Source organism: Psychrobacter sp. DAB_AL62B, assembly GCF_028895345.1.
In the GTDB taxonomy this organism is placed as follows: Bacteria; Pseudomonadota; Gammaproteobacteria; order Pseudomonadales; family Moraxellaceae; genus Psychrobacter.
Map to the genome: position 1 here is coordinate 163,005 of NZ_SAXC01000006.1, position 14,717 is coordinate 177,721.

The window sequence follows — 14,717 nt, forward strand, 5'->3', positions numbered from 1 at the left end:
GTACTAGCCACTGCATTAAACACTGTGACGTTGCCAGATTGCCCCGCCAATAATACTGACTAACTGCTCAGCGATCTTATCTTTACTCGCCTTATCAAGCGTGATGCTATCGTGTTCATAATGCTCTGAGAAAAATACCTCCATGGCATTATCATCACTCGCAAATCCAATATCTGCCCGCGAGACATCATTACAAGCAATCAAATCTAGGTCTTTATCAACCAGTTTACCGCGAGCATAACGCTCAACATCTTGCGTTTCTGCCGCAAAGCCGACCACAAACAGCGCTGGATGAGCAAGCGAAATCGTCGCTAAGATATCAGGGTTTTTAACCAAGCTCAGCGTCATCGCATCTTGGGTTTTCTTGATTTTTTGCGGGGCGGCTTCTTCGGTACGATAATCCGCTACAGCCGCCGTTGCAATAAAGATATCAGCGGCGCGCGTGTCATATTGGCTATTAGCACTAGCAGAGCTATCATGATCCAAATGCGTATGGTCATCACCATGTTCATCACCACAGCCACAGTCATCGTGATGATGATCATGGTTGTGATGGTCATCTTGCTCATCTTCAGAGACATACTGTAGGGCGCTATGCGTACCTTGCACACACTGCTGGGCAGCAATCAGCATCTCTTTAGCCGATAATACATCAATGCGCGTGACGTTGAGCGGTGTCGGTAGAGCCACTTTACCACCAGCAATCAAAATAACGTCTGCACCAGCAGCAACACAAGCGCGCGCTAAAGCAAAACCCATTTTACCAGTCGAGTGATTGGATAAATAACGTACCGGATCGATTGCTTCAACCGTTGGACCTGCGGTAATCACTACTCTTTTACCTGCTAATAGCTGCGGTGTCGTTTGCATGGCATTAAACAACAGCACTTCGTCTAATAATGCTTCCGGCTCAGGCAATCGCCCTGCGCCTACATCGCCGCACGCCTGCTCACCACTTGCTGGCGTAATGATTTGATAATTCATATCACGCAAGGTTTGCACATTTAGGTTAACCGCTGGATGCGCCCACATTTGCTGATTCATCGCCGGTGCAATAATGACTGGTGCCGTCGTTGCCAGACATACAGTCGTTAGCAAATCATCAGCCATACCCATCGCAAGCCGTGCCAAAGTATTGGCGGATGCCGGCGCTATCACGACCAAATCTGCCCACTTCGCAAGCTCGATATGACCCATGCCCGCTTCCGCTTGCTCATCGAGTAATGAGATATGTACTTCATTACCAGTCAAAGCTTGTAACGTTAATGGGGTAATAAAGGCTTGCGCGCCTGAGGTCATAATAACGCGCACCTCAAAGCCTGCCTTAATTAATAGACGGGCAAATATAGCAGATTTATAAGCGGCGATACCGCCGGTGATAGCAAGCAGGATATTTGACATAAGCGTGGCATCAGCAAAGAATTGAAAGATAAAAATTGCGCTTATAGTAACAATTATGCGATAAGTTAGGGGAAGTTTTCTAGATTTATCTTATTTATCGAGTATCAACTGCATTTCAAGGAGTGACAATGGCGATCAAAGACTGGCATGAAGATGACCGACCGCGTGAAAAGCTACTCAAATTTGGCGCAGCCCATTTATCTGATGCCGAAATATTAGCGATATTTCTACGTACCGGTACGCAATCACAGTCAGCCATAGAGCTGGCTCGTCATCTGATTGATCAGTTCGGTAGCCTCGCAGAACTCTTAGCTGCGCCTCAAGAGACCGTGCTTGCCTGCCATGGTATTGGCCCGGCTAAATACGCGCAGATACTTGCCTCACTTGAGATGGGCAGGCGCTATTTGGACAGTCAGCTTAAGACTGGTCAAGCACTGGGGCGCTCGCAAATGGTCAAAGACTACATTAGCACTCAGTTACGCGGTGAGCATCGGGAAGTCTTTGCGGTACTGTGTTTGGACAATGCATTAAATTTAATCAATTTTGAGATATTGTTTACAGGTGGCATCTCTTCTTGCTCAGTCTGCATCAAACATGTGCTACGTCACGCTTTGAGCCATGCCGCCAGTCAACTTATCGTCGCTCACAACCATCCTCATACAGATGCTACACCATCAACGGCAGATAATCTTTTGACCTATGAGTTAAAAAAAGCCTGTGATTTAATAGACTTATCTTTAGTCGACCATATCATTGTCGGACGTAATGAAACCTTATCTTATGCCGAGAGCTGCTTGCCGCCTTTTAGCTAATTAGCTAATTAGCTACAAATGCTATTTTTTTAGATATATGAGAAAATCCTGATACATATTATCGACACAGCGTAGCATTTCCGCTCTTGATAGTTATAAACAACTGTTTCATATTAGTAGTTAAATTTAATTTTAGCTTGGAACTTTAAGTAATTTAGAAAATACATTGTTCTGCGCTACTCAAGTTTCACTTATTCAATTTGCATTTGCAGTCACTTATGCGGTCACCTGTAAAATTAATTGCTTTAAACAAGACATAAGAATAAACATCAACCTTATTCTATAAAAGCAAATGATTGAAATATAAAATAAAAATCATATTTATTTCAAAATTTCCTATTCACTTACATTTTTTACGCTGTTGATTTGGCGTTATAAAGGAGGCAGTCATGGCCATTGGCTTATTTATTTTGGCAGTAATCATTCAATTAGCCATGGTGTTGGCCATCTTTTTGTTGTCTTTATCACGTGTCACTGGCAGTGTTGTTGCCCTGATCACCGTCCTTGTCACGGCCTTTATCAGTCCATGGTCGCTTATTTTAGGCATACCGCTAGCGCTACTTTGTTTAGTCCTACTCAGCGCTCCTATTCGTCAAACACTGATCACCAAACCCGTTTATAAAACCTTGGGCGGTGCGATGCCCAGTATGAGTGATACGGAGCGTGAAGCCCTTGATGCTGGTACCAGCTGGTGGGAAAAAGAGCTATTTATGGGTGCGCCAGATTGGAATACCTTTGCTGAATACCCTTATCCTCAATTATCAGCAGAAGAACAAAGCTTTATTGATAATGAAGTAGAAGCGCTATGTATGATGCTCGATGAGTGGCAAATCCACCATGAAGATAAAGAGCTGTCACCAGAGGCGTGGCTGTTTATCAAAGCCAATGGCTTTTTGGGATTAATCATACCGAAAGAATATGGTGGTTTAGAGTTTAGCTCTTATGCCCAAAGTCGCGTGATGAGTAAAATCGCTTCGCGCTCACCGACCGCCGCAGTGACCTGTATGGTACCGAACTCGCTCGGTCCTGGTGAGCTGTTGATGCACTACGGGACTGATGAACAAAAACAGCGCTGGTTACCGGGTTTGGCTAAAGGTGATGAAGTCCCCTGCTTTGGTTTGACTGGTCCAGAAGCTGGCTCTGACGCAGGCGCCATCCCTGATACCGGTGTGGTTTGTTATGGGTTGCATGAAGGCGAGCAAGTGCTCGGCCTGCGTATGAATTTCTCTAAGCGCTGGATTACATTGGCACCTATCGCCACGGTCGTTGGTTTGGCCTTTAAAATGCATGACCCAGAAGGTCTGCTTGGTAATCTAGAAAAAACGGATTATGGTATTACTTGTGCGTTAGTGCCTGCTAACCATGAAGGGGTGATTATAGGCCCCCGTCACAACCCAATCGGCTCACCCTTTATGAATGGTACCGTCGATGGTAACGATGTCTTTATACCGTTAGATTATATTATCGGTGGCGTTGAAAATGCCGGACGCGGTTGGCGTATGCTGATGGAATGTTTGGGTGTTGGGCGCGGTATTTCGTTGCCAGCTTTATCAACTTCAGCCAGTGAAATGACCTACTTAACTGTTGGTGCTTTTGCCAAAGTTCGTGAACAATTTAAAATCTCCGTCGGTAAATTCGAAGGCGTGCAAGATGCCACTAGCCGTATGGCCAGTAACACTTATATGTTAGAAGCCTTTCGTCATTTGGTCACCTGTGGTCTAAACCAAGGTGGCACACCATCGGTTATGACAGCAATGGCAAAATACTATGCGACTGAAACCATGCGCGAGGTAATCAATGACGGTATGGATGTTGTTGGTGGTCGCGCAGTGCAAATGGGACCTCGTAACTTTTTAGCGATTCCTTACCAAGCGATTCCTGTATCTATTACCGTTGAGGGTGCCAATATATTAACGCGCTCATTGATGATCTTTGGTCAAGGGGCGATGCGTTGCCACCCTTATCTATTCGATGAATTGCAACTGTTGCAAAGTGAAGATAAAGAAGGCGCGCTCAAGCAGTTCGATACTCTATTCTTTAAACATCTAGGTTATACCTTTAATCGCGGGGCAAAAGCATTTGTGGCAGGTTATGTCGGTGGTAGCAATCATGCGCCAAGTTTCGCCGATAGCTTTACCCGTCCTTATTACAAGAACATTAACCGCTTAAGCGCAGGTTTTGCTTTAACAGCAGATATGGCATTAGGTTTGCTCGCTGGTGATTTAAAACGTAAAGAGATGCTCTCTGGTCGCTTGGCAGATATCCATGCCCACCTATTTATCTGTACAGCGATTTTACAATTTTATGAATATGGCAGCAAATCAGCAGCCGAACGCTTGCACGCTGAAGTGGCATTAAAAAATAGCTTTTATACCATTCAAGAGGCGTTTATTGCTTTATTTGCCAACTTCCCTAATCGCATGGCGGCCAGTGTGGTCAGCTTTGTGACTTTCCCAAGTGGTCGTATCTTTGCGCCAGTAAGCGATGAGCTGAAACGCAAATTGGGCGATACCTTTATGGATGATTTTGCAGCCAACCCCTTCCGCGACTACCTCAAAACCATGGTTTATTACAATACTGAGCCAGACGATGTGACTGGACGTATGGAGCATGCCTATCAAATGCTGCTCGAAGTTGAACCTTTATGGCAGAAGTTTAAAAAAGCAGAACATAAAGACAGCTTTGAAGGTTTAACCTTTGAAGACCATGTGGTCTACGCCAGTCAAAACGGTGACATTACTGAAGAAGAGGCGGAGCAGCTGATAACCTATAATGCGGTACGCTATGATTCATTATTGACCGATGTATTTGATATGCATTTATCTAAAGCTCAAGAACGTGATAATCCGCACAGTTTAGAAAATGCCGTGCATAAGCTGACAGACTATGCACAACTAAAAAACGATGCGCAATTGAAAAATAATGCGCAGCTAAAGCATGGTTTACCTACGGATAATATCGAGCAGATGCCTGATCATGTGGCGCCAGTGACAGATGTCGAACAACCGACGGGAGATACCAATCCTGACCATGGCTATGAAAGTAATGGTGACGTAAAGATGGTCAATGAACAAGATACAGTCGAGGAAACTCGCGGACAAACAAACTTCAATGAGTCAAACCCTGAAGTACAAGCACTCGACCCTCGTCACCGTGATGCTGAATCACACCTAAGCGAGCGCATGAGCTACAATCATCGCCTAGACAATAACTCTGCTAAACCAGATAGTTTAAAAGCCGATAATGCACAACAAACAGAGAGTAGTGACCCTACATGGAAAGATGGTTTGCGCCGTGATAAAAACGACAATGTCTAACCATGATTAGTCTAGCCATATTCATTTAATTACATTCATTTAATTGTAGTCATTTAAGTAAGCGAGATGCTCTCATCAGAGTCATCTCGCTTTTTTATTTAAACGCTCACATTACTTTTCAATATTTATTCAACACCTCTTAATTCACTCAATTTTATATAAATTTTTGACGGATAGAAAAGCTCGAACATAACCTGCCCATAATGTCACGTTATTTAAATCATAAAAAATTCTTGCAGTATCCCCAACAATTCTTTTATATTGTCCCCAAAATCTGACTTGATGGTCAGGTAACAAATTAATAGATGTCATAAAAGTCATAGTACAAGCGATATTGCACTCATATTGATTGCGATATCGCATCTATTTCTGTGCGTGACAGATACCAAGGGTAGAGTTTATGTGGAAAAATATGGGTCTAACGGGCAAGATTATTGTTGCCATGGTTCTGGGTATTATCCTGGGTTTAGTTATAAACTATTCTGGCATGAACGCCGAAGGTAGCTTCGTTAATACTTATGTTACCAATGGTTTTTTTGCCATCATCGGTAAGCTATTTGTTAACTCGCTCAAAATGCTCGTTGTGCCATTAGTTTTGATTTCGCTTATCTGCGGCGTGTGCGGTATCGGTGATATTCGTCTATTGGGACGTATTGGTGGCAAAACATTTTTCATCTATATGGTGACCACAGCACTAGCGATTACTACTGCTATCGGGCTTGGTTCACTATTTGGTATTGGTAAGGGCATGCAAATCGAAACCAAGTCGGTTTTCGAAGCAGAGTCAGCGCCTCCCCTCCTTGATGTCTTCTCTAATATTATCCCCTCCAACCCCATCAGCGCGATGGCAAATGGCGATATGCTATCGATTATCTTTTTTGCGATGTTAATCGGTATTAGTATTTTAATGGTGGGTAAGCCTGCAAAAGGTTTGGTACAAAGCTTAGAGCTTATTAATGAAGTCATCTTAAAAATGGTGACCATCATTATGAATTTAGCGCCGTATGGTGTCTTTGCGCTGTTAACCAAAGCGATGGCAGAGCTGGGATTAGATCTTATCTGGTCACTACTAGGTTATGTCGCTGTCTTGGTTGGTGCACTCTTCTTTCACTTTTTTGTCACCATGATGGTAATACTTAAGCTGACTTCAGGTTTGTCGATTAGAACTTTTTTGGCAAAAATGCGCGAAGTACAAATCTTTGCCTTTAGTACCTCAAGCTCGAACGCCACGATTCCAATCACCCTACGCACGGTCACCAAGCGCATGGGCGTTAATAACTCAGTGGCTTCCTTTACCATTCCATTTGGTGCGACCATCAATATGGACGGCACAGCAATCATGCAAGGTACGGCGACTATCTTTATCGCCAATCTGTATGGTGTTCAATTAGGAATCACCGGATACCTGACCGTTATCTTGATGTCAGTGCTCGCCTCTATCGGTACCGCAGGCGTGCCGGGTGTGGGTCTGATTATGTTATCGATGGTATTTGCCCAAGTCGGTCTCCCTATTGAAGGTATTGGTCTGATTTTAGGGGTTGACCGTATTCTTGATATGTTGCGTACGGCAGTGAACGTTGGTGGCGACGCAGCCGTTACAGTAATCGTTGCAAAGTCAGAAGGTGAGATGGATTTGGCTATTTATAACGATCCTGATGCGGGTGCGAAAGAGATGTTTGATGGCCATATCGATGCAGACAGCGAGCGTGAATTATCAGCAGTCTTTCACGATGGCATCATAGGCAGCGAATATGATGATATTAAGCGTGGCTAACTGTGATTGATAAAGCCATATGCATAAGATAAAAATAAACCTCAGCCCATTGGACTGAGGTTTATTGTTTTACACGGCTAATGAAATTTTAGGATTGCCATCAATTAACCAAGCACATACTTAGTGAGCATCGCCAGACATACCAATACAATCATTGGGCGAATAAGTTTACTACCACCTTTAACCACCATATGTGAGCCGAAATAAGCCCCTATCGTCTGCCCGACCATCATCGCCAGCCCCACTTTCCATAAGACATTACCGCCCAAGATAAAAAATATTAACGAGCCAATATTGGTAGATAAATTCAGCACCTTTGCCGCGCCTGTCGCTTCGATAATTTTTCGACCGCGCAGCGCCACATTTCCAAGCGCAAAAAACATGCCGGTTCCCGGTCCCATATAACCATCATAGAAGCCAATCAAGGGGGCAGCCACTTTTTGCCAAGCGCCCTCTGAGATTCGTGGTGCAGCTTCCACTTCACCAAGTTTGGGAGCGAATAATGTATAAATACCAATCGCGGCAATCAAAAATGGAATGAGCTTCTCTAGTAAATCCGGCGGTGATAACTGTACGGCAATTGACCCAAAGATAGAACCAATAAAAGCGGCAATAATTGCTGTTTTTATATTTTTGGGTTTTACCACGCCCTTTCTAATCATAGTAATGGACGCAGCCAACGCGCCTGAAGCCGCTTGTAGCTTATTGGTGCCCAATGTCAGCACAGGCGGAATATTGGCAAGCAGCATGGCGGGAATCGTCAATAAACCACCGCCACCAGCAATGGCATCGATGAAACCTGCCAGCGCGGCCACGGCCGTCAACATTAAAATAACCTCAATAGAAAGCGATAAGTCCATGACACTGACCTTTAAAATTTATGATATAAGAGAAGTAAGCCTTAGAATATTAGGCTGAGAATATGATGACCAATTAAGTGGTGAATGTTTTGATAAGCGCTATTTTGACAATTGCTATTTTTATAAGCGCTTTTTTAATAAAGGTTATTTCAATAATAGCCAAGTCTGATACTAGTAATTGTTTAAAGCCGCTCATTATAAAGATAAAAGCGTAAAAAAAGCCAAAAACCTAGCAAAGTCTGCTAGATTTGTCGTATGAGGTTTTTTCGCATCAAAATGTTTTTTTGTAGGTATTTTTTCTTATAAACATTCAGTCTTCAAGGAAGAAGCAGAAATAGGTTTAACGTATTTAATTGTCTATATTGCTAATATTGTGAGAAACTAGGGCTACCTATTTGCCGCATTGTTATTTATGACAGTACATAGCAATGCGGTAGAAAAAAGCGAAATAGGCACTTGAATTTCTTGAATGATTTAGTACGTTTTATTTAGTTAATGAGGATAATATGGCAATACAAAGAGTTAGAGCGTTTTTCAACCTCGAGGCGTCGGGCGGCATTGTTTTAGCGCTGGCAGCTATCGCGGCAATGATTATTGCTAATACGTCTCTTAATACTTGGTATGAATCCTTTATTCATGCGCCCGTTGCCATTCAGATTGGTGGTTTTGCGATTGCGAAAGATGCGCATCATTGGATTAATGACGGGCTAATGGCTGTTTTCTTTTTCTTAGTGGGTCTTGAGCTTAAGCGTGAAGTGTTAATTGGTGAACTCTCTAACGTTAAGCAAATTATCTTACCCGCAGGAGCAGCACTCGGCGGTATGATGATGCCGGCCATTGTCTACCTACTCTTTAACTATAATGAGCCTGAGTTTTGGAAAGGTTGGGCCATTCCTGCTGCAACCGACATTGCCTTTGCCCTCGGTATCTTAAGCTTACTTGGCAATCGCGTACCCAACTCGCTAAAGGTATTTTTAGTATCTATTGCTATTTTTGACGATATTGGCGCCATTATAATTATCGCTTTATTTTATACCAGCGATTTATCTCTCGGCTCACTGGCTGTCGCAGCTTTGTGTCTGCCATTCTTATATCTACTCAATCGCCGTAACGTCACTAGTATCACGCCATATTTACTTATTGGCGTTATCATGTGGATTGCCGTGCTCAAATCAGGTATTCATGCCACTCTAGCAGGCGTGGTATTGGCGTTATTTATCCCCTTATTTGATCGCACTGACCCTGAACACTCACCGCTTGAAGAGCTTGAACATGATCTGCAAAACACGGTGTCTTACGGTATTCTGCCATTATTTGCCTTTGCCAATGCGGGTATCTCGTTCAAAGGAGCAGGTTTTGCTGAGCTGTTTCATTCGGTGCCACTGGGTATTGCCGCCGGTCTCTTTATCGGTAAGCAATTGGGCGTCATGATCATGTGCTGGTTAATCTTTAAACTGGGTATTTCTACCATGCCAAGAGGCATGAACTTTAAGCAAATCTATGGCGCAGCATTGCTATGCGGTGTGGGTTTTACCATGAGTTTGTTTATCGGTGGCCTCGCATTTGCTGGTGATACGCCACTATTCGATGAGCGTTTGGGAATTATTATGGGCTCAATCGTTTCTGGTATTGCCGGTTACCTGATGCTCAAAGCCACCTTAAAAGATGAAGTCAGTAATACATCTGTGGACTTAACGCATCATAAATAAGCTAAGCAGCTTTTAGTGCAAGTATTGGTCAATGTTGATGATGGGAGTAGGTAATGTGGCAATTTAGTCTGCAACTTGGGTGGCAATGGACGCCACGCTTAGTCATCCTAGGTAGTATCTATATGTTGTCAGCTTGTGCCACCTTATCTAAGCAAGAATGTATGGTCGGCGACTGGCAAGTGATTGGCTATAACGATGGCGTGGCGGGTTATGCCGCAGACCGATTAGCGTCACATACTAAAGCTTGTGCCAAAGTTAGTATAACCCCCAACTATCAGCTATGGGAGCGCGGTCGTCAACTAGGGCTCAAGCAATATTGCACGGTCACTAGCGCCTATAATGTCGGTCGCCGCGGACGCAAATTAAATAATGTCTGCCCTATTACTATGGTAAATACCTTACAAATCGCCAATCAACAAGGCTTAGATTACTATACCCTAGATAGTCAATTAGATAAGGACAAACGGCTTTTAGAAGCGCGCAAACTAGAGTTTGATAAACTGAAAGACGGTGAAATGCTAGACTTTGAGACAGAAAAAGAAGCCCGTGCTCGATTAATATCTTTACCAACAGAACTCCGGGATATTAATCGTCGTATCAATAATACTCAAAAAAAACTAAACGCATTAAATCAAATGAGTAGTGATTAAATTTCGCTAACAAGTGTACAAAACCTGATTATAAGGGCTTGTTATATTTATAATGAGCACTTGATACAGAGCAGTTGATACATATGGATTCAATCGATATGGCTAAAGAAAATAACACGAATACCCTGTATAGACAGAGTAGTAACCCTCATCAAACAGCTAATATTTATCAACGTCATGGTCGCACGACAGCAATTGATGACCATAGCGATCTGCAAGTATTAAAGCGAATCAAACGTTACTTATTGCCAAAAGACTTTGTTATCTCGCAGAAATTATTAGATGAGATGGTCGCCGGTTACGATATTGGCGATCCCCTAGCAGATGCTCTAGCGGCTGATGGTGTTCGCTTTGCAAAACCATTACAGCAACGTATTATCGATGGAAAAACAGACCCTGCCCTCGGAAACCATGTTCTCACAAATCATCCCTCATTTAACGCATTAACCGAGCAATTTAGCCGTCATCCTGATTGGTTCGACCCCAAGCTTGCCCAGATTGGTGCCGTTGCCTATCGACGTTATCCGCTAATGTTGATTTGGCTACTGCGTAATGTCGCCCTGATGGCAGGCTATAGTATCCCTGCTCTGTCACTACCACTGATACAAACCGGCGCATTGATGCACGATGCCCTACCGCGCTTGATGCGTACTTATGCTTATATCTTGGCGGTCTCTGAACATCCACAATTAGAATCTACCTTAAACACTACCTCGCACAATAGCCTTCATTCTATCGACCAAGTGCTAGCCATTGGCTCTGAAGGCTGGCGGCAATCCATCAAAGTACGTCAAATTCATACCTTGGTACGGCAAAATCTGCTTAAAGGTAAAGCAAAGGCAGCCACCAGCGTGATAGCAAATGCCGATCAACATCACAACCCTGATGGTAGTTGGAACACCGCTTATTGGGGTATTCCTATCAATCAAACCGACATGATTGCTACCCATTTGCAGTTCTCATTGTTGATTATGCGCGGATTAAGATTACTTGGTGCCCGTATTAGCAAGGAGGAAGCCGAAGGTATTTTGCATCTTTGGAATCTTGCCAGCTATTGGATGGGCGTTGACCTAGATCGCTTACCAAAAGATGAAGCCGCCTGTTGGGAGTGGCTCTATACCTATTTATCCATTCAGCAGCTTGATTTTAAAATGGGCCAACCACTGGCAAAAGCGTTACATGATTTGCCGCGTCAACTCATGGGTGAGGACAATCGTCGCGGGCGCTTCGTTGAGATGGTCAACGCCAGTGTGACCCGTACCTTGGTCGGTGATGATATTGGCGATGGGCTGGATTTACCAAAATCAAAAATACGTTTTGGGGTCTTATCTTCAGTACCAATTCTGTTTGCGCTTGATACCGCACGCCAGCACAATAGCACCATTGCAGATAAGCTAGAAGCATTCCGCGCTAAGCGCCAAGACAATATGAATTGGTGGCTAAAGAAAAACGATGACTATTACAAATAAAGAAATATAAACGAATAATTATAAATGAAGAGCAATGAGCAGAAGACAGTAAGCCAGTAGCCGCTATAAACCATTACCAAAAGAGATAACTTAAGAATATTATTATTACTAAATAGAATATATTAAGCCATTATCAATGACGTCTACAATAACTATAATAAATCCACAAAAGACGTGTTTGATCGTGGTTTTTAATGATTGCTAGTATTTACAGCTAAAAGGCTATCAGCCGATAACCTCTATAACCGTGACTCTTGTATGCGGTAATACCATTCAAGCTGCCGATCAAAGCCTGTTTCCAACAAGCTAGCAATGACGCGTCCTGTTAGACCCCATACCGTCTCACCATCCACTTGCCAGCTTGGCGTGAGGATGGTCGCCGTTTGATCTTGCATCATATATTCTATCGAATATTCTACGGTGGGCTGAGTCAGTAAGGTTTCAAAATCCGCCCAAAAAATGCGTGAGATTTCTCCAAGTTCAGGTACTAACACTAAATCTGGAGCGATAAGCGCCACAATAGGTCGGACACTCATGCCGCTTTTGGACGTTTGGATTGGCAATTGCCCGAGCAGCTGCACTTTATTGGGCGGTAGCGCGGTCTCTTCGCAGGCTTCCCGTAAGGCTGTGACGACGTTATTACCATCGCCTGTTTCATACTTACCACCAGCACAAGAAACCTCACCAGCATGACTATTCATATGCGCAGCGCGGCGTGTGAGTAATAACTTAGGATGGCGTTCGTGGGTGATAGCCACCAATATCGAAGCATCAGCAATGGGTGTCTGATATAGGCTATTTAAAACACGCGCGCTACGAGAGGTATTATAAGGGTCGTACAGCACCGAACTGGCGGCGGCATTTAAAGTCTCATGCTGCACCCGTTCAGCTAGCTTTCTGATGGTGGGATAACGAATAAAGTCTGGCACAGCGACTGACAACTCATCAAAACGTGCAAACTGCGAAAGGTTTAACATTATTATTGCCTTGTATTTTTATCAGTATCACGCGTCAGTATTAGCATCAACGAAAACTAACAGCGATATAAAATGAAATAGCACTATACATATATAGTTTTTTATCATTGTACTGTAGCAATCAGCCACATTATAAAAACTGCTATCAACCATCAATTGCTCAACTGTGTCATTCATATATTATTTAGGAAACGCTAGTGGATAAGATTTTTTCATTAAATAAAATGCAGGGCAAAACTGATAATTGCCCGCAAAGGTTGCCATTATTAATCATTGCACTTGCTTGGGTTGGCGGGACATTTGCAACTGCCGTACTCGCATTACTTGGTAATTGGCAAAATGTCGCTATGATTTTGGGCTCATTCGGTGCCAGCTGCTTGCTTATTTTCGCTTATCCAGAAAGTCCATTTGCCCAGCCAAGAAACATTGTTGGCGGTCATCTAATTACCACTTTTACTGGCTTATCCTTTATGTCTTTATTTGGGATTGAGTGGTGGAGCTTGGCACTGGCGGTCGGTACGGCAATTGCCTTGATGTTATTGCTGCGAGTGCCACACCCACCTGCTGGCTCTAATCCATTAATCGTGATGCTCGGCGGCGTTAAGTGGCATTTCTTAGTTACCCCTACTTTAGTAGGTGCACTTGCCTTGGTCGTTGTTGCATTAATTTATAATAATATCGGTAGAAACAGACATTATCCCCGCTATTGGTAAATATACATACAACAGTTGCCCTTCGTCTAGACTAGCGCACTCTAGCTATGACCGCCTATACTTTGTGTGACTGACATGGCTGGTATAAAGCAGTCATCAGCAAAAAGCCAAATAATCTGAGGTCAAAAACATCAGAAATTAACAAGCCTTAAAAATTAACCCATCAAAAACGAGCTGTTTTTATTATCACTGCCAGTGCGATGAGAATTTGTGTTATCTTAGCTTTAAACACTATTAGCAGATAAAAACCTAATAGGCTATCGTCATAAAGCAATAATTATAACGCTTATAACAACCAAAACCTTTTTTCTCATTACTCGTATTTCTCACTATATAAGGCAGCTGATATGCAATATTGTCTACAATGCGGTCATAAAGCAGAACGCAAAATACCAGCCACGGATAATATACCGCGTTTGGTCTGTCCAAATTGCCACTATATTCACTATGAAAACCCAAAAGTGATTTGTGGCTCACTCGTCGTCCATAAAAACAGAGTACTACTATGTCGCCGTGCCATTGAGCCACAGTACGGTTTATGGACGCTACCCGCTGGTTTTATGGAAAATGGAGAAACGATGGCGGAAGGCGCTGCACGTGAGAGCTTTGAAGAAGCTGAAGCAGTTGTCCTCAATCCACAATTATATTGCTTATATGACATTCCTGATATTGGGCAAATTTATAGTATCTATATCACTGAACTAAAAGACGGTGCTTATGGTATTGGCTCTGAAAGTCTTGATTGTGCATTATTCAAAGAAGAAGACATCCCGTGGGATAAGCTTGCCTTTGAAGCAGTACGTCGCACCTTAAAGAGCTATTTTGCAGACCGTCAGCAATTTGATAGCCAGGATAAATTCCCAATCCATCAAGACTATATTGGCAAAGACCAAGCCATCAAGCGTTACTAGGGCGTGTCCTCAATTCATTTTGCAATGAATAATAGTACACGCTAGGTAAAGCATAGACTTAAAATTACGAGCCAACTTCTCATAGCGAGTAGCGATGCTGCGGAAATGCTTGAGTCTTGCAAAC

Annotated in this window: 11 protein-coding genes and 1 pseudogene; 8 read left to right on the forward strand and 4 right to left on the reverse strand. The window is 43.2% G+C overall.

From position 1 onward, the window contains the following. Window positions 1-15: 15 nt before the first annotated feature. Complete coding sequence (gene coaBC / locus EPB74_RS09645; protein WP_274903985.1) at window positions 16-1,401, reverse strand: bifunctional phosphopantothenoylcysteine decarboxylase/phosphopantothenate--cysteine ligase CoaBC; 1,386 nt, start codon at window positions 1,399-1,401, stop codon at window positions 16-18. A gap of 128 nt (window positions 1,402-1,529) precedes the next feature. Between coaBC and radC the strand changes: the two genes are divergently transcribed. The 3 genes from radC (at window position 1,530) to EPB74_RS09660 (ending at window position 7,304) form a co-directional block, all read left to right on the forward strand. After that, the gene (radC, locus tag EPB74_RS09650; protein ID WP_274903986.1) at window positions 1,530-2,213 is read left to right on the forward strand and encodes a RadC family protein; all 684 of its coding nucleotides are present in this window, start codon (window positions 1,530-1,532) and stop codon (window positions 2,211-2,213) included. Between the two features lie 389 nt (window positions 2,214-2,602). Further along, window positions 2,603-5,530, forward strand: a complete 2,928-nt coding sequence (locus tag EPB74_RS09655) for an acyl-CoA dehydrogenase (protein ID WP_274903987.1) — start codon at window positions 2,603-2,605, stop codon at window positions 5,528-5,530. Between the two features lie 400 nt (window positions 5,531-5,930). Beyond that, a complete protein-coding gene (locus EPB74_RS09660; RefSeq protein WP_079692617.1) occupies window positions 5,931-7,304 on the forward strand; it encodes a dicarboxylate/amino acid:cation symporter in 1,374 nt (457 codons plus the stop codon). A 104-nt stretch (window positions 7,305-7,408) separates the two neighbouring features. Here the strand turns inward: EPB74_RS09660 and EPB74_RS09665 are convergent, their stop codons facing one another. Further along, window positions 7,409-8,164 carry a TSUP family transporter gene (locus tag EPB74_RS09665; protein WP_274903988.1) on the reverse strand — a complete coding sequence of 252 codons (756 nt, stop codon included), beginning with the start codon at window positions 8,162-8,164 and terminating at the stop codon, window positions 7,409-7,411. Between the two features lie 506 nt (window positions 8,165-8,670). On the opposite strand from EPB74_RS09665, the gene nhaA reads away from it, so the two are divergent. The 3 genes from nhaA (at window position 8,671) to EPB74_RS09680 (ending at window position 11,992) form a co-directional block, all read left to right on the forward strand. Further along, the gene (gene nhaA, locus EPB74_RS09670; RefSeq protein WP_089554558.1) at window positions 8,671-9,873 is read left to right on the forward strand and encodes a Na+/H+ antiporter NhaA; all 1,203 of its coding nucleotides are present in this window, start codon (window positions 8,671-8,673) and stop codon (window positions 9,871-9,873) included. Between the two features lie 53 nt (window positions 9,874-9,926). Then, a complete protein-coding gene (locus EPB74_RS09675) occupies window positions 9,927-10,523 on the forward strand; it encodes a DUF2799 domain-containing protein (RefSeq protein WP_274903989.1) in 597 nt (198 codons plus the stop codon). Window positions 10,524-10,606: 83 nt separating this feature from the next. After that, a complete protein-coding gene (locus tag EPB74_RS09680; protein WP_342462771.1) occupies window positions 10,607-11,992 on the forward strand; it encodes an oxygenase MpaB family protein in 1,386 nt (461 codons plus the stop codon). A 239-nt stretch (window positions 11,993-12,231) separates the two neighbouring features. Here EPB74_RS09680 and EPB74_RS09685 read toward each other — a convergent pair whose 3' ends face one another. Continuing rightward, window positions 12,232-12,969 carry an NUDIX hydrolase gene (locus EPB74_RS09685; RefSeq protein WP_274903991.1) on the reverse strand — a complete coding sequence of 246 codons (738 nt, stop codon included), beginning with the start codon at window positions 12,967-12,969 and terminating at the stop codon, window positions 12,232-12,234. Between the two features lie 197 nt (window positions 12,970-13,166). Here EPB74_RS09685 and EPB74_RS09690 point away from each other — a divergent pair, with 197 nt between their 5' ends. Next, window positions 13,167-13,682: an HPP family protein gene (locus tag EPB74_RS09690; RefSeq protein ID WP_274903992.1), complete on the forward strand. Its 516-nt coding sequence runs from the start codon at window positions 13,167-13,169 to the stop codon at window positions 13,680-13,682. Window positions 13,683-14,029: 347 nt separating this feature from the next. Further along, window positions 14,030-14,593, forward strand: a complete 564-nt coding sequence (locus tag EPB74_RS09695; RefSeq protein WP_079692624.1) for an NUDIX hydrolase — start codon at window positions 14,030-14,032, stop codon at window positions 14,591-14,593. A 9-nt stretch (window positions 14,594-14,602) separates the two neighbouring features. Here the strand turns inward: EPB74_RS09695 and EPB74_RS09700 are convergent. Continuing rightward, a pseudogene (locus tag EPB74_RS09700) lies at window positions 14,603-14,717 on the reverse strand (IS5/IS1182 family transposase); the annotation flags it as partial.